We start from the raw sequence: 15793 nt of genomic DNA, 5'->3' as shown, positions 1-15793 counted from the left end.
GGCGGCTAGACTTAACAGTCAGTCGAAACCCTGGGGGATACCAGCACGCATCGCTGCCCCATAGGTCGGGAGAAACCACATGATCCAGATGCAAACAAATCTGGATGTTGCTGACAACTCCGGCGCACGCCGAGTTCAGTGCATCAAGGTTCTGGGTGGCTCCAAGCGTAAATACGCATCCGTTGGCGACATTATCGTCGTCTCGGTCAAGGAAGCCATCCCGCGCGGCCGCGTGAAAAAAGGCGACGTCCGTAAGGCCGTTGTCGTGCGCACCGCCAAAGAAGTCCGCCGCGAAGACGGCACCGCGATCCGTTTTGACCGGAACGCAGCCGTTATCCTGAACAACAACAACGAGCCGGTCGGTACCCGTATCTTTGGCCCGGTTGTTCGTGAACTGCGCGCGAAGAACTTCATGAAGATCATCTCGCTGGCTCCGGAGGTGCTGTAATCATGGCTGCGAAACTCCGTAAAGGCGACAAGGTCGTCGTGCTGGCCGGCAAGGACAAGGGCAAGGAAGGCACCATCGCCTCCGTTGACCCGAAAGCCGGCAAAGCCGTTGTCGAAGGCGTGAACATGGCGATCCGCCACACCCGCCAGACCCAGAACAGCCAGGGCGGCCGTCTGTCCAAGGCACTGCCGATCGACCTGTCGAACCTGGCACTGCTGGACAGCAACGGTAAAGCCACCCGCGTCGGCTTCCGCGAGGAAGACGGCAAGAAGGTGCGCTTCGCCAAGACCACCGGGGAGACTGTCTGATGCTTGACGCTGCAACCTACACCCCGCGTCTGAAATCCCTCTACAAAGAGACCATCCGTGGCGCTCTGAAAGAGGAATTCGGCTACAAGAACGACATGATGCTCCCCAAGCTGGAGAAAATCGTTCTGAACATCGGCTGCGGCCGCGCTGCTGTCAAAGACAGCAAGAAAGCCAAATCCGCTCAGGCCGACCTGACCCTCATCGCGGGCCAGAAAGCTCTGACCACCGTGGCAAAGAACTCCATCGCCGGCTTCCGCGTTCGCGAAGGCATGCCGATGGGCGCAAAGGTGACTCTGCGCGGCGACCGGATGTACGAATTCCTGGATCGTCTGATCACCATCGCGATGCCCCGTATCCGCGACTTCCGCGGCGTTTCGGGCAACTCGTTTGACGGCCGCGGCAACTATGCCATGGGCCTGAAAGAGCACATCGTGTTCCCGGAGATCGATTTCGACAAAATCGACGAGCCCTGGGGCATGGACATCGTGATCGCCACCACCGCGAAAACCGACGCGGAAGCAAAGGCGCTGTTGAAAGCTTTCAACATGCCCTTCAACAGCTAAGCGCGGGAAGGAAGAGACCATGGCTAAGAAAAGCATGATCGAACGCGAGAAGAAGCGCGAGCGCCTGGTGGCAAAATACGCCGCAAAGCGTGCCGAGCTGAAAGAAATCGCAAACGACGAATCCCGCCCGATGGAAGACCGCTTCAAGGCGCGTCTGAAGCTGGCGAAACTGCCGCGCAACTCGGCTCCGAGCCGTTTGCACAACCGCTGCCAGCTGACCGGCCGTCCGCACGCTTACTACCGTAAGCTGAAGATCAGCCGTATCGCGCTGCGCGAGCTGGGGTCTGCTGGCCAGATCCCCGGCCTGGTGAAATCGAGCTGGTAAGGGAGAGAGTAGTATGAACGATCCTATCGGCGATATGCTCACCCGTATCCGTAACTCTCAGATGCGCGGCAAATCCACCGTCATGACCCCGGCTTCCAAGCTGCGGGCATGGGTGCTGGACGTGCTGGCGGACGAGGGCTACATCCGCGGTTATGAGAAGATGACTGGTGAAAATGGCCACCCGGCCATCGAAATCAGCCTGAAATACTTCGACGGCGAACCTGTCATTCGCGAGCTCAAGCGGGTCTCCAAGCCCGGCCGCCGCGTTTACATGGGCGTCAATGACATCCCGTCGGTCCGTCAGGGCCTGGGCGTGTCGATTGTCTCCACCCCCAAGGGTGTGATGTCGGACGCAAACGCACGCGCAGCCAACGTTGGCGGCGAAGTGCTTTGCACCGTCTTCTAAGGAGGCCTCGCAATGTCCCGTATTGGTAAGAAACCGGTCGAACTGCCCAGCGGCGTCTCTGCCTCTGTGTCCGGCCAGACCATCGAAGTGAAAGGCCCGAAAGGCGCCCGGACCTTCACCGCAACCGACGACGTCACCCTGACCGTGAACGACAACGTTGTCACCATCGAGCCGCGCGGCAAGTCCAAGCGTGCCCGTCAGCAGTGGGGCATGTCCCGCACTCAGGTGGCAAACCTCGTGACCGGCGTGACCCAGGGCTTCAAGAAAGAACTGGAAATCCAGGGCGTGGGTTACCGGGCTCAGATGCAGGGCAACACCCTGAAGCTGAACCTGGGCTACAGCCACGACGTCGACTTCGTTGCTCCGGAAGGTGTCACCATCACCGCGCCGAAGCAGACCGAAATCGTTGTGGAAGGTATCGACCAGCAGCAGGTGGGCGAAGTGGCGGCGAAAATCCGCGACTGGCGCCGTCCCGAGCCGTACAAAGGCAAGGGCATCCGCTACAAGGGCGAGTTCATCTTCCGCAAGGAAGGCAAGAAGAAGTAAGGACCAGCAAAATGGCAAACAGCAAACGTACCCTGTTTCTGAAGCGCCGGCTGCGCGTCCGGAACAAGCTTCGCAAAGTGAACGCAGGCCGTCCGCGTCTGTCCGTGCACCGTTCGAACAAGAACATCTCTGTTCAGCTGATCGACGACCTGCGCGGCGTGACCCTGGCAGCCGCGTCGACCCTGGAAAAAGATCTGGGCGTTGTCGGCAAGAACAACGTCGAAGCAGCGGCCAAAGTTGGCGCAGCGATCGCCGAGCGCGCAAAAGCGGCTGGCGTGAGCGAAGCCTACTTCGACCGCGGCGGCTTCCTGTTCCACGGCAAGGTGAAGGCTCTGGCCGACGCTGCGCGTGAAGGCGGCCTGAAGATCTAAATCCCATGCGGGCAGCCTCTCGGGGCTGCCCCGATGATCCGGGAGACCGGCCTGCGGGCCGGTTCTCACCAAGGATCGGACAAACAGGCGCCTGAGCGCCGCACTGAAAGGAATGCCTGATGGCAGAACGTGAAAACCGCCGCGGCCCGCGCCGCGACCGTGAAGAAACACCGGAATTCGCAGATCGTCTGGTCGCGATCAACCGCGTGTCGAAAACCGTTAAAGGCGGTAAGCGCTTTGGCTTCGCAGCCCTGGTTGTCGTTGGCGACCAGAAAGGCCGCGTCGGCTTTGGCAAGGGCAAGGCGAAAGAAGTGCCCGAGGCGATCCGCAAGGCGACCGAGCAGGCCAAGCGCCAGATGATCCGCGTGCCGCTGAAAGAGGGCCGCACCCTGCACCACGACATGGCCGGCCGTCACGGCGCAGGCAAAGTTGTGATGCGCACCGCGCCGGAAGGTACCGGTATCATCGCAGGTGGTCCGATGCGTGCCGTGTTCGAGATGCTGGGCATCAAGGACGTGGTCTCCAAGTCGATCGGTTCGCAGAACCCCTACAACATGATCCGCGCCACCCTGAACGGCCTGCAGAAAGAGCAGAGCCCGCGTTCGGTGGCTCAGCGCCGCGGCAAAAAGGTCGCCGACATCCTGCCCAAGCGGGACGACGCACCGGCAGCTGCCGAAGCTGAAGCGTAAGGAGTAGAGAGACATGGCAAAAACCATCGTCGTCAAGCAGATCGGCTCGCCGATCCGCCGCCCCGCCAAACAGCGCGCAACCCTGGTTGGCCTGGGCCTGAACAAGATGCACAAGACCCGCGAGCTGGAGGACACTCCTTCGGTCCGCGGCATGGTCGAATCGATCCCGCACCTGGTTCAGATCATCGAAGAGCGCGGCTAAGCCCTTTTCGGTATCAGACTTTGGAAAACGCCTCCGGTCCGCCGGGGGCGTTTTTCGTTTTCAGTACGCCGCGGCAGACCCTGGTTGTCCGGTCTGAGGCAAAGCGGGCGTGTTGCGATGCGGCCTTTGCATGGTATGCGTTTGCAGATCCGTTCCGGCAAAGGCAGCGAACCAGCAATGACCGACCCCTCCCGCGAGCTCCCGAGGAAACGCACCCGCACCGCCCTTGGGGTGGTGGCAGGCCTGCTCTTTCTGCTGACCGGCGCCTTTGGCCTGTCCGGGCGCAGCGATTGGAACCCGCTTGCCACTGTCCCGGAGCAGACGGCAGAGACCATCGCGGCGTCAGCGGTAACGGTCTATGTGTCGTTGCGGGCGATCAACGCCGCGCTGTCCACGGCGCAGGAGATCGAGGTGGGCGCGTCGGTTGTCGGGCAGGCGAGCCTGCAGCCCTTGAAGGTGCTGGAGCCCGTCGATGACACGGTGGAGCGCGTGGCCGATGCCGTGTTCCTCGTTGCCGCCGGCGCCGCGCTTGCCGCAGTGGGTCTGGCGCCGGTGGTGTCCATTGGCTTCGTTGTGCTCGGCGCTGCGCTGTTGGGCCGGTTCTCCCTCGGCCGCAGTCCCGTTTTCGACCGGATAATGACACCGCTTTGCACGAAGGGGATCGCCTTGGGCATTGCGGTCGGCTTTGCCATCCCCTCTGTGTTTGTGCTGGCTGTGTGGGTCGGGGAGCAGGCCACCGCGGCGCAGATGACCGCTGCCATGGCTGAGCTTGATGCCGTTGCGCAGGAGGCGAATTTCCTGATCGGCGCGGAGGTCGATGAGGCGGAGGCGGTGTCTCCGGCAGAGGAAGGAGATGCAGGGGTATTGGGATGGCTGAGCAGCCGGATCAGCGAGGCCGGCGACAGCGTGAGCGGTGTTTTTGAGCAGAGCGGCCGGTATCTGGACGCCGCGCAGGTCTTTGTGGAAGAAGCCGACACGATCCTGCGCTCCTCCCTGACGATCATCGGCATCTTCACGCTCCGGATGCTCGTCTTGCCGGTCTTCCTGCTGTGGGGCGCATTGTCGCTGCTCAGGACCGTTTTGCGCCCTGCGGGTGAAAGGTGATGCCCTCAGCGCCGCTCGCGTAAGAAGCGCTTGGCCTGCGTGGTTGGCCGGCCCGCGGTCCGGGCACCCGTATATGTCTTCGCAGGTCTGGCCGGGGCAGGGCGCGGTTATCCGCCCTCAAAGCCCCTTGCAGCGCATGCATAGCGGCTTGCCGGCTGCGTCAGTTGTTGGAATCGGGCGGCGCTCCTATCTCGGGGCTGTCACAGAAAAGACCACACAACGGACCGCCGGGAATAGGCCCGGCCCAAGAGACAAGGATCACCAAGATGGCACATGTTATTTCCGCCGCCCCGTCGCTCAGCCTGACCGCCCGCATCCGCCGCACCGTCGAGGGCGTGCTGGAAGCCTGGGCGCTGCACAGCGAATACCAGCGCACCTATAACGAACTGGACGCGCTCTCCGATCACGAGCTGGCCGACATCGGCGTGCGCCGCAGCGATATCGCTGACATCGCGCAGCAGCACGTTTACGGCAAGTAATTCTCCCGCCCGGGCGCTCTTCTCCTCCTCCTCTTCAAGCCCGGGCCAAAGCGCCTCTGCCCCATCCGGGGCGGGGGCGTTTTCTTTTGCCAGGGGGGCAGGATTGCGTTTGCGGGCGTGCTATGCGGCGGCTGCATATCCGCCAGACCAAAGCAGCCGTTGTGCCCGCCCGGATGCGTCCTTATGTCCCGTTCACTTCAAAGGAACAGATCAAGCACCGCACCGGGAGCCCGTCCCGGCACCGATGTGAAGGAACAAGAATAATGGCTTATTCGACACTCTCCGCCCCTGCCTCCGCCGGCGTCTCCACCCGCCTGCGCGGCATCGCAGCCGGCCTGCTGCAGAACTGGAAGCTGCGCCGCGACTACCGGCAGACCGTCCACGCCCTGCGCGCTCTGTCCGCCCGCGACCTGGCCGACATCGGCCTCAGCCGCTGCGCCATCCCCGGCGCCGCCCGCGAGCACGTCTACGGCAAGTGATCTCCCTGGCCGGCTGACGGATCCTCCTCCCTCTCCAACAGCCCGGCCTCAAAGCGCCCCTGCCATCCCGGCGGGGGCGTTTTTGTTTTTCAGGTTAACTGGCTCGCCCGGCCGCAAGGCCGGGCAGCGCCCGTCCCGCCCCCCACGGGGCGGGCGCTTCGCTTCCCACCCCGCCGGGACGGGCGCTGCCCTCAGGCATTGCCGCAACTGGTGCCGGGTGGTGAAAGGTCAAAACACCCGTTGCGCACCCGCCGTACGCCCCGCCTACGGGGATTTAACCCGGCTCTGGCAGGATCATCCCCGGTCATGATCACCCGCCGGGCCTGACACCCCCGGCACCTGGAACTGGGCTCCGGCGTGGCAGCCGGAGCACGCAGACGCGTTTTCGCATGGGGACACCCCCATCCCATCTCCACCCCGGCGGCGCCGCCACCCTTTAACGGACGGCCAGCAGCGGAACGGAAGCAGAGGCAGGCAGGCATTTTAGAGCGAAACCGGCAGGGCAGGGGCCTTGGCGGTCAGTCGGCGTGCACATGTAACATATCTCCTTGATATTCAAGGCGGGTGAGCATATTGATTATGTAACATACCATCTGGGAGTCCAAAATGCCTGTTGTCAGAATTAGCGATGCAACCTTAGTTGACCTCAAGACGCTGTCGAAATGGATCGAAGTCGATACGCCTTCAAAAACTATTGAAGCGCTCGTTAAGGAGAAGATGTCTGCTTTAGATTTAGTGCGAGATACCCCCATAATCGAGCAGGGTGGCGAGGCAAAAGTTATCTTACCTGAAGGTGAAGCGTCTGCCTTGGCCTTCACGCGCGTCCTTTCGGCCCGAATTGGTGAAAGCTACTTGGAACAGCCAACCTGGGCCAAGGTCCTATTAAAAGTAATCGAAGTGATCTCAGCGCAAGGAATAAAAGGGCGAGCCTTGGTTCGGGAATTGAATATCAACTCTAAAGATCGAGAGTATGAGGACCAAGGTTATAAATTCATTCCCGAGCTAGGAATATCAGTTCAAGGCCAATCGGCTCCGGATGCTTGGCGCGAAGCCGCTAGGCTTGCCAAAAAATGGAATATTGAGGTTTGGGTAGACTTTGTTTGGCGAGATAACGCGAAAGCGCGTCACCCCGGAGAGCATGGCTTGATGCGTGTTAAAGCGAAGGCCTCGGGATGATACTGGGACCTTGATCCCCCGCCCCAACCCGTCTATAGGCACCCGGTGGCGTCCTGCGCCACGGAATCACCAATCAAGAAAAGCCGCGGTCGGGCCATCACGCTTCGGGGCCCGCATCCGGCAAGGAGAAGCGACATGAAACTTCACGAACTGCGCGACAATCCCGGCGCCGCCAAGAAACGCACCCGTGTGGCCCGTGGCCCGGGTTCCGGCAAAGGTAAAATGGGCGGCCGTGGTATCAAGGGCCAGAAATCCCGTTCGGGCGTCTCGATCAATGGCTACGAAGGCGGCCAGATGCCGCTCTACCAGCGTCTGCCCAAGCGCGGCTTCAACAAGCCGAACCGCAAGGCATACGCCGTTGTGAACCTGGGCCTGATCCAGAAATTCATCGACGCAGGCAAGCTGGACGCAGCCGAAATCACCGAAGATTCGCTGGTCGCATCCGGCCTGGTCCGCCGCAAGCTGGACGGCATCCGCGTCCTGGCCAAAGGCGAACTGACCGCCAAAGCCACCATCGCGGTCACCGGCGCGTCGAAAGCCGCTGTTGAGGCCGTTGAAAAAGCTGGCGGCGCTCTGACTGTGGCAACTGCAGCCGCCGCAGAGTAACGGCTTGTGAGCGGCGCCAATGCCGCATACATAGGCCTAAGTTTTCCTAGAACGCCGCCCGAGCCGGAAAACGGTTCCGGGCGGCGTTTCGCTAAAGAAGAGACCTTTTCATGGTATCAGCAGCAGAACAAATGGCGGCGAACACCAGCTGGGCTGCCCTTGGCAAGGCCACGGATCTGCGCAACCGCATCCTGTTCACCATCGGCCTTTTGATTGTCTACCGCCTGGGCACCTTCATTCCGGTTCCCGGCATCGACGCAGCCGCCCTGCGCCAGTTCATGGAGCAGGCAGGCCAGGGCATCGGCGGCATGGTGTCGATGTTCACCGGCGGCGCGCTTGGCCGGATGGGGATCTTTGCCCTCGGCATCATGCCCTATATCTCCGCCTCCATTATCGTTCAGCTTCTGACCTCGATGGTGCCCGCGCTTGAGCAGCTCAAGAAAGAGGGCGAGCAGGGCCGCAAGAAGATCAACCAGTACACCCGCTACGGCACCGTGCTGCTGGCGACCGCGCAGGCCTATGGCCTCGCCGTGTCGCTGGAGCAGGGCGACCTGGCGACCGATCCGGGCATGTATTTCCGCATGGCCTGCATGATCACCCTGGTCGGCGGCACCATGTTCCTGATGTGGCTGGGCGAGCAGATCACCCAGCGCGGCATCGGCAACGGCATTTCGCTGATCATCTTCGTCGGCATCATCGCCGAGGTTCCGGCAGCGATTGCCCAGTTCTTCGCCTCCGGCCGCTCCGGCGCGATCAGCCCGGCGGTGATCATCGGTGTGATCCTGATGGTCGTGGCCGTGATCATGTTCGTGGTGTTCATGGAGCGCGCGCTGCGCAAGATCCACATCCAGTACCCGCGCCGCCAGGTCGGCATGAAGGTCTATGACGGCGGCTCGTCGCATCTGCCGGTCAAGGTGAACCCGGCGGGCGTGATCCCGGCGATTTTCGCCTCCTCGCTGCTCTTGCTGCCGACCACCATCTCGGCGTTCTCCTCGGGCGCTGCGACCGGTCCGGTGATGTCCTGGCTGCTGGCGAACTTCGGACCCGGCCAGCCGCTGTACCTGCTGTTCTTCGTCGCGATGATCGTGTTCTTTGCCTATTTCTACACCTTCAACGTCTCCTTCAAGCCGGAGGACGTGGCGAACAACCTGAAGAACCAGAACGGCTTTGTTCCCGGCATCCGCCCCGGCAAGAAGACCGCCGAATACATCGAATATGTGGTCAACCGGATCCTGGTTCTGGGCTCGGCCTATCTGGCGCTGGTCTGCCTGCTGCCGGAGGTCCTCCGCGGCCAATTCGCCATCCCCGTATATTTTGGCGGCACGTCCGTTCTGATTGTGGTATCCGTCACCATGGACACAATCCAGCAGGTGCAAAGCCACCTCCTCGCGCATCAGTATGAGGGCCTTATCGAGAAGAGCCAGCTGCGCGGGCGCAACAAGAAACGGACAAAACGGGGACCCTCTCGCCGATGACCAACATTATTCTCCTTGGCCCGCCTGGTGCGGGCAAAGGCACGCAGGCGCGCTATCTTGTGGAAAGCCGCGGCATGGTGCAGCTCAGCACCGGTGACATGCTGCGCGAAGCCCAGACCTCGGGCACCGATATGGGCAAGAAGGTTGCCGCCATCATGGCCGAGGGCAAGCTGGTCACCGACCAGATCGTGATCGGCCTGATCCGCGAGAAGCTGCAGGGCGGCGCCGAGGGCGGCTTTATCTTCGACGGCTTTCCGCGCACCCTGGCCCAGGCCGACGCGCTGGCCAAGCTGCTCGATGAGATGGACCTGAAGCTTGACGCGGTGATCGAGATGCAGGTGGATGACGAGGCGCTGGTCGCCCGCATCACCGGCCGCTCCACCTGCGGCGGCTGCGGCGAGGTCTACCACGACCAGACCAAACCCTGGCCCGCGGACGGCAAATGCGCCAACTGCGGCTCCACCGAGGTCAAGCGCCGGGCGGACGACAATGAGGACAGCCTCAAGACCCGCCTGATGGAATATTACAAGAAGACCTCGCCGCTGATCGGCTACTACTACGCCAAGGGCAATCTGCAGCGCATCGACGGCCTCGCCTCGATCGAGGAAGTGCGCAAGAACATGGCCTGGATCATGGGCGAATAAACCCGAGGTTTACCGGATCGAAATGCCCCGTGCTGCAACAGTGCGGGGCATTTTCATTTCCGGAGGCCCCGATGCCCGCACGCCATCTGCAACTGCCAGCCGCGCTTGCCGCGATGATTGCCCTGTCCGGCCCGTTGTCTGCGCAGCAGCTCTATCTTGACGATGCCGCTGCCTGCGACCGGGTGCTGATCAGCGAGGACGGGATGCTGGATTACGCCGCAGAGGGCGGGCTGATCCTGGACAGCAGCGGCTTCAGCTCTTTGGAGTATTTCTGCAGCTTCCAGCCGCCCATCCGGTTCGGCCAGCGCGCCTTCAGCGCAACCGACCACGCAGGCCGCTGCGAGCTGCCCGGACCGCAGTATTTTCCGCAGCTGTTCACGGTTGTGCTGGACCCGGAGGCGCCCGGCACCGTATCCATCTGGATGGGCGAGCCGGAGCCGCTGCGGTTCTTTGCCTGCAGCAGCTGACGGGGCAGGGGGCAAGCCGCGGCGTTTTCGCAGATCACGGCTTGACCCCCGCGGCAATTCCACATAGGCAACCCCATCCCTTCTGGGAATGATTCCCGGCGGATGGATTCGTCTGTCTGCCTTACCACCTCGAAATGCTGGACCCTCTGGCCACACTGCCACGGTCAAGTGTTGTGAAAAAAGGTTCCGGCGTTACGGAACCGCAACGAAAAGGAAAGTGACACGTGGCACGTATTGCCGGCGTTAACATCCCGACTGCAAAGCGGGTTCCCATCGCCCTCACCTATATCACCGGTATCGGCAACACCTCGGCGAAAGCAATCTGCGACGCCGTTGGCATCGACCCGACCCGCCGTGTGAACGAACTGTCCGACGCTGAAGTTCTGGCCGTGCGCGAGCACATCGACGCCAACTACACCGTCGAAGGCGACCTGCGCCGTGAAGTGCAGATGAACATCAAGCGCCTGATGGACCTCGGCTGCTACCGTGGCCTGCGCCACCGCCGCAACCTGCCGGTCCGCGGTCAGCGTACCCATACCAACGCCCGCACCCGCAAGGGCCCGGCGAAGCCGATCGCCGGCAAGAAGAAGTAAGGGAGGCTTGATCAATGGCACGCGATAAATCCCGCATTAAGCGTAAAGAGCGCAAGAACATCGCCACCGGCGTTGCTCACGTGAACTCTTCGTTCAACAACACCAAGATCCTGATCTCCGACGTGCAGGGCAACGCGATCTCCTGGTCGTCGGCCGGCACCATGGGCTTCAAAGGCTCGCGGAAATCGACCCCCTATGCCGCTCAGATGGCTGCAGAAGATGCAGGCAAGAAGGCACAGGAACACGGTGTGAAGACCCTGGAAGTCGAAGTTCAGGGCCCCGGTTCGGGCCGTGAATCTGCGCTGCGCGCGCTGGCCGCTGTCGGTTTCAACATCACCTCGATCCGTGATGTGACCCCGATCGCACACAATGGCTGCCGCCCGCCGAAGCGCCGCCGCGTCTAATCCGCATTTTTTGCTGGGGCCCCGCTTGATTCGCAGGGCCCCAGTGCGTCATTTAAACCTCGGGCGTCCTTGGCCTTCCGGACATGGGGCAAGGACAGGAATGGAGGGAACGCATGATCCACAAGAACTGGGCAGAGCTGATCAAGCCGGCACAGCTGGAAGTGAAGCCGGGCAACGATCCTGCACGCCAGGCAACCGTTGTTGCAGAGCCGCTGGAACGCGGTTTCGGCCTGACCCTGGGCAACGCGCTGCGCCGCGTGCTGATGAGCTCGCTGCAAGGCGCCGCCATCACCAGCGTGCAGATCGACAACGTGCTGCACGAGTTTTCCAGCGTCGCAGGTGTGCGTGAAGACGTCACCGACATCATCCTGAACCTCAAGCAGGTCTCCCTGCGCATGGAAGTCGAAGGCCCCAAGCGCCTGTCGATCAATGCCAAGGGCCCGGCAGTCGTTACCGCAGGCGACATTGCTGAGACCTCCGGCATCGAGGTTCTGAACCGCGATCACGTGATCTGCCACCTGGACGACGGCGCCGACCTGTTCATGGAACTGACCGTGAACACCGGCAAGGGCTATGTCTCGGCAGACAAGAACAAGCCGGAAGACGCACCGATCGGCCTGATCCCGATCGACGCGATCTACTCGCCGGTCAAGAAGGTCTCCTATGACGTTCAGCCGACCCGTGAGGGCCAGGTGCTGGACTATGACAAGCTGACCATGAAGGTGGAAACCGACGGCTCCATCACCCCCGATGACGCCGTGGCCTTTGCTGCCCGCATCCTGCAGGACCAGCTGGGCATCTTCGTCAACTTCGACGAGCCGGAATCGGCTGGCCGCCAGGACGAGGACGATGGTCTCGAGTTCAACCCGCTTCTGCTGAAGAAGGTGGACGAGCTGGAACTGTCTGTGCGTTCGGCAAACTGCCTGAAGAACGACAACATCGTCTATATCGGCGACCTGATCCAGAAGACCGAAGCGGAGATGCTGCGCACCCCGAACTTCGGCCGCAAGTCGCTGAACGAGATCAAGGAAGTGCTGTCGGGCATGGGCCTGCACCTTGGCATGGACGTCGAGGACTGGCCGCCGGACAACATCGAAGATCTGGCCAAAAAGTTCGAAGACAGCTTCTAAGGCATGTCTTTGAGGGGAGGGCCAAGGTCCTCCCCGATACATTCCCGGGTTTGGCCGGGGACAATCGGGCACCTGCCCCAAGGAGAGCAGCTGACACGCATCAGCCGCCTGACAAAGCAAAACGCAAGACAAGGAACTGAAAAATGCGTCACGCACGTGGTTACCGCCGCCTGAACCGTACTCATGAGCACCGCAAGGCCCTGTTCTCCAACATGGCCGGCTCGCTGATCGAGCACGAGCAGATCAAGACCACCCTGCCCAAAGCAAAAGAACTGCGCCCGATCGTTGAAAAACTGATCACTCTGGCGAAGCGCGGCGATCTGCACGCCCGCCGTCAGGCAGCTTCCAAGCTGAAAGAGGACAAGGACGTCGCGAAACTGTTCGAGGTTCTGGGCCCGCGCTACAAGGACCGTCAGGGCGGCTATGTCCGTGTCCTGAAGGCCGGCTTCCGCTATGGCGACATGGCTCCGATGGCGATCATCGAGTTCGTCGACCGCGACGTTTCCGCCAAAGGCGCCGCCGACAAGGCCCGCCTGGCAGCAGAAGAAGCAGCCGCCGAAGCTGAAGAATAAGACGCGCTGACCCTTTCGGGTTTGACTGTCTGGCCCCCGCTCCCCCGGAGCGGGGGTTTTTCGTGACGCGACGACAATCTGCGGATGTTTTGGATTCACTTTTTGTGCGAAAGAGAATCGTAATTTTATTCTGATTTCACTGCCGTATCCCTTTAGTTCCGGATCGGTCGTGATGAAAAAGAAGAACCTTCCCGCAGCCAGGCGGTTTTCCCTGGCAAACCTCAGTACGAAGACAAAAATCGTTTCGGTGGCCCTGTTTCCGCTGCTGCTGGTGCTTGGCGTCGGCGTGATGGCAGTTCTGGACCTGGGCCGTATGGAGAAGACCTCCAAGGCGGTCGATCATACCGGCCGGATCCTGAGCGAGTCGCAAGCGCTGGCTGTGGCGGCGCTGGACATGGAAGCCGGGCTGCGCGGCTACCTGCTGGCCGGGCGGGAAGAGTTTCTGGTGCCCTATGAGGCAGGCCAGGCCGATCTGGCAGAGGCGCTGACGGCGCTCAAGGCTCTGGCGGCGGACGATCCCCAAATGCTGGCGGACCTGCAGGAGGCGGAACAGATCCTGGCCGGCTGGCAGGAGAACGTGGCCGCTGGCGCCATCGACCTGCGCCGCGAAATCGGCGACGCCATGAGCATGAACGACATGGCGGACGCGGTGAAGAAGTCCAAGGGCCGGGTCCTGTTTGATGAGTTCCGCGCCGAAGTCGGCAAGATCATCGCGGACGAGGAGGTGGAGCTTGCCAACCGCCGCAACATCTTCTCCTCGCTGGTCAATGCCGGGATCGCCGATCCGGACTATCTGAGCGCCTCGCTGGAAGAGGTGGAAAAGGCCCATGAGGTGATCAGCACCGCCAAGGACCTGCTGGCCGCCGCCGTCGACATGGAAACCGGCGTGCGCGGCTTCCTGCTGGCGGGCGACCGGGCGTTTCTGGACCCCTATATGGAAGGCAACGAGCGCTTCAACGAGATCCTGGCAGACCTGCGGTTGGCCTTCACCGACAAGCTGATGCAGACCAACCGCCTGAATGCGGTGGCAGAGATCATCGGCAACTGGCGCAATGACGTGGTGGTACCGATGCTGCAGCTGCGCCGGGTCATCGGCAGCGCCGCCACCATGGACGACATGGCCGACCGGGTTGCCGAAGGGCAGGGCAAGGCGTATTTCGACCGCTTCCGCGAAACCCTGGCCTCGCTGCAGGCCCGCGGCGCTGAGACCATGGCCGCCCGCCGCGCCGCCAGCGACGAGATCGCAGCACAAACCCGGATCATGATTCCCGCAGCCATCGGCGCGGCGATTCTGATCGGCGCGGTGATGGCGCTGGTCACCAGCTCCGGCATCGCGTCCGGCATCCGCCGCATCGTGGTGTCGATGCGCGGACTGGCCGAAGGCAACAATGCAGTGGAGATCCACGGCCAGGAGCGCGGCGACGAAGTCGGCGACATGGCCCGCGCGCTGGAGAAGTTCCGCGACGAGCTGGTGCGGATGCAGGAAGCCGAACAGCAGAAGGCGCAAAGCAAGGACGCGGAGCTGGCCGGCGTGGTGCAGGAGCTGAGCGAGCGCCTGTCCCGGCTGTCGCACGGCGATCTGACCATCCGCATCGAAGACTCCTTCCCGGAGGAGTACGAGCAGCTGCGGGCGGACTTCAACGGCTCCATCGACAACCTCACCGCCACCGTGCAGGAGGTGATCGGCGCCTCGGCCAGCATCCGCAATGGTGCCGCCGAGATCAGCCAGGCCTCCGACGACCTGTCGCACCGCACCGAAAGCCAGGCCGCGACGCTGGAGGAGACCGCCGCCGCCATCGACGAGCTGACCGCCAGCGTGCGCTCGGCAGCGGAAGGGGCGCGCAACGTCGAGACCACGGTGCGGGAGGCCCGCCAGGAGGCCGAAAGCAGCGGCGAGGTGGTGCAGGACGCGGTGACCGCGATGAGCGGCATCGAGGACAGCTCCAACAAGATCTCGCAGATCATCTCGGTGATCGACGACATCGCCTTCCAGACCAACCTGCTGGCGCTGAATGCCGGCGTCGAGGCCGCCCGCGCGGGCGAGGCGGGCCGCGGCTTTGCGGTCGTCGCCAGCGAGGTGCGCGCCCTGGCGCAGCGCTCCTCGGATGCGGCGATGGAAATCAAGGCGCTGATTGGCGACAGCTCGCGCCAGGTGGCGGAAGGCGTGGATCTGGTCGGCCGCGCCGGCCAGGCGCTGCAGTCTATCGCCGGCCGGGTCAGCCATATCTCGCAGCTGGTGTCGGAGATCGCCGAGGGCGCAGCGGAGCAATCCACCGGCCTGCATGAGATCAACACCGGTGTGACCCAGCTGGACCAGGTGACCCAGCAGAACGCGGCGATGGTCGAGCAGGCCACCGCCGCAGGCCACATGCTGAACACCGATGCGATCAAGCTGGCCGAGCTGGTGGCGCGCTTCCAGGTGGACGGCAGCGCCGCCGCGCCTGCCGCCCCGGCGGCGCCGGCGCCGTCTGCCCACGGCGGCGATGACTGGGAGATCGAGGCCAGCCCGCTGCCCGCCGCAGCCATGCCCGCGGCAGAGGGCAATGCCGCCCGCGATCTGTGGCAGGATTTCTGACCCGCCCCAGCCGGCAAAGCAGGCCCTCCCGCGCGGAGGGCCTGTTGCCATTTTCCGGGGTGACAGGGGGGCGAATCTCCGCTAGCGTCCGGCCCATGACCCGCACTTACGCCGCATTCTGGTATTTCTTTTATCCGCGCCACACGGCGGACGGAGGGGTCAGCGCATTCTGAAAACCAGGATCGGAACGCACCAGGATACCACCAACCGCCCGCAGCCCGCAGGCGGTTT

Annotated in this window: 22 protein-coding genes; all 22 read left to right on the top strand. The window is 62.7% G+C overall.

Features of this window, described 5'->3' with window-relative positions; all coding sequences use genetic code 11:
- The first annotated feature begins 79 nt into the window (after positions 1-79).
- A complete protein-coding gene (gene rplN / locus R2C4_RS15965) occupies positions 80-448 on the top strand; it encodes a 50S ribosomal protein L14 (RefSeq protein ID WP_005621870.1) in 369 nt (122 codons plus the stop codon).
- 2 nt (positions 449-450) lie between these two features.
- A complete protein-coding gene (gene rplX, locus R2C4_RS15960; RefSeq protein ID WP_058285590.1) occupies positions 451-756 on the top strand; it encodes a 50S ribosomal protein L24 in 306 nt (101 codons plus the stop codon).
- A complete protein-coding gene (gene rplE, locus R2C4_RS15955; RefSeq protein ID WP_141891403.1) occupies positions 756-1319 on the top strand; it encodes a 50S ribosomal protein L5 in 564 nt (187 codons plus the stop codon). The genes rplX and rplE overlap by 1 nt, the downstream gene beginning before the upstream one ends.
- A gap of 19 nt (positions 1320-1338) precedes the next feature.
- Complete coding sequence (gene rpsN / locus R2C4_RS15950; protein ID WP_058285592.1) at positions 1339-1644, top strand: 30S ribosomal protein S14; 306 nt, start codon at positions 1339-1341, stop codon at positions 1642-1644.
- Between the two features lie 13 nt (positions 1645-1657).
- The gene (rpsH, locus tag R2C4_RS15945) at positions 1658-2050 is read left to right on the top strand and encodes a 30S ribosomal protein S8 (RefSeq protein ID WP_019297998.1); all 393 of its coding nucleotides are present in this window, start codon (positions 1658-1660) and stop codon (positions 2048-2050) included.
- 12 nt (positions 2051-2062) lie between these two features.
- Complete coding sequence (gene rplF / locus R2C4_RS15940; RefSeq protein ID WP_058285593.1) at positions 2063-2596, top strand: 50S ribosomal protein L6; 534 nt, start codon at positions 2063-2065, stop codon at positions 2594-2596.
- A gap of 11 nt (positions 2597-2607) precedes the next feature.
- On the top strand, positions 2608-2967 hold the full coding sequence (rplR, locus tag R2C4_RS15935) for a 50S ribosomal protein L18 (protein ID WP_008554704.1): 360 nt from the start codon (positions 2608-2610) through the stop codon (positions 2965-2967).
- Positions 2968-3086: 119 nt separating this feature from the next.
- Complete coding sequence (gene rpsE, locus R2C4_RS15930) at positions 3087-3656, top strand: 30S ribosomal protein S5 (RefSeq protein WP_027235532.1); 570 nt, start codon at positions 3087-3089, stop codon at positions 3654-3656.
- Between the two features lie 13 nt (positions 3657-3669).
- Positions 3670-3858, top strand: coding sequence for a 50S ribosomal protein L30 (gene rpmD, locus R2C4_RS15925; RefSeq protein ID WP_008554849.1), 189 nt, complete (start codon positions 3670-3672; stop codon positions 3856-3858).
- A 177-nt stretch (positions 3859-4035) separates the two neighbouring features.
- Positions 4036-4962, top strand: coding sequence for a hypothetical protein (locus tag R2C4_RS15920; RefSeq protein ID WP_141891402.1), 927 nt, complete (start codon positions 4036-4038; stop codon positions 4960-4962).
- 266 nt (positions 4963-5228) lie between these two features.
- A complete protein-coding gene (locus R2C4_RS15915) occupies positions 5229-5441 on the top strand; it encodes a DUF1127 domain-containing protein (protein WP_058285595.1) in 213 nt (70 codons plus the stop codon).
- Between the two features lie 263 nt (positions 5442-5704).
- On the top strand, positions 5705-5920 hold the full coding sequence (locus tag R2C4_RS15910) for a DUF1127 domain-containing protein (RefSeq protein WP_141891401.1): 216 nt from the start codon (positions 5705-5707) through the stop codon (positions 5918-5920).
- Positions 5921-6526: 606 nt separating this feature from the next.
- The gene (locus R2C4_RS21395) at positions 6527-7096 is read left to right on the top strand and encodes a T4SS efffector SepA family protein (RefSeq protein WP_244940739.1); all 570 of its coding nucleotides are present in this window, start codon (positions 6527-6529) and stop codon (positions 7094-7096) included.
- A 135-nt stretch (positions 7097-7231) separates the two neighbouring features.
- On the top strand, positions 7232-7702 hold the full coding sequence (gene rplO, locus R2C4_RS15900) for a 50S ribosomal protein L15 (protein ID WP_008554905.1): 471 nt from the start codon (positions 7232-7234) through the stop codon (positions 7700-7702).
- Between the two features lie 110 nt (positions 7703-7812).
- Positions 7813-9177 carry a preprotein translocase subunit SecY gene (gene secY, locus R2C4_RS15895; RefSeq protein WP_141891400.1) on the top strand — a complete coding sequence of 455 codons (1365 nt, stop codon included), beginning with the start codon at positions 7813-7815 and terminating at the stop codon, positions 9175-9177.
- A complete protein-coding gene (locus R2C4_RS15890) occupies positions 9174-9821 on the top strand; it encodes an adenylate kinase (RefSeq protein WP_058285599.1) in 648 nt (215 codons plus the stop codon). Before secY ends, R2C4_RS15890 begins: the two co-directional genes overlap by 4 nt.
- 71 nt (positions 9822-9892) lie before the next feature.
- Positions 9893-10288 carry a hypothetical protein gene (locus R2C4_RS15885; protein WP_141891399.1) on the top strand — a complete coding sequence of 132 codons (396 nt, stop codon included), beginning with the start codon at positions 9893-9895 and terminating at the stop codon, positions 10286-10288.
- Positions 10289-10512: 224 nt separating this feature from the next.
- Entirely contained in the window at positions 10513-10881 is a 369-nt protein-coding gene (gene rpsM, locus R2C4_RS15880) for a 30S ribosomal protein S13 (protein ID WP_008557298.1), read from the top strand.
- 14 nt (positions 10882-10895) lie between these two features.
- Positions 10896-11285: a 30S ribosomal protein S11 gene (gene rpsK / locus R2C4_RS15875; RefSeq protein ID WP_008553560.1), complete on the top strand. Its 390-nt coding sequence runs from the start codon at positions 10896-10898 to the stop codon at positions 11283-11285.
- Positions 11286-11398: 113 nt separating this feature from the next.
- On the top strand, positions 11399-12415 hold the full coding sequence (locus tag R2C4_RS15870; protein WP_058285601.1) for a DNA-directed RNA polymerase subunit alpha: 1017 nt from the start codon (positions 11399-11401) through the stop codon (positions 12413-12415).
- A gap of 143 nt (positions 12416-12558) precedes the next feature.
- Positions 12559-12987, top strand: coding sequence for a 50S ribosomal protein L17 (rplQ, locus tag R2C4_RS15865; RefSeq protein WP_058285602.1), 429 nt, complete (start codon positions 12559-12561; stop codon positions 12985-12987).
- Positions 12988-13159: 172 nt separating this feature from the next.
- Positions 13160-15562: a CHASE3 domain-containing protein gene (locus R2C4_RS15860; RefSeq protein ID WP_244940738.1), complete on the top strand. Its 2403-nt coding sequence runs from the start codon at positions 13160-13162 to the stop codon at positions 15560-15562.
- Positions 15563-15793 lie beyond the last annotated feature (231 nt).

The sequence above is a fragment of the Leisingera aquaemixtae genome, assembly GCF_006740765.1.
Taxonomy (GTDB): domain Bacteria; phylum Pseudomonadota; class Alphaproteobacteria; order Rhodobacterales; family Rhodobacteraceae; genus Leisingera; species Leisingera aquaemixtae.
Note: the sequence above shows the minus strand (reverse complement) of the source record. Positions and strands in the feature narration are given on the sequence as shown.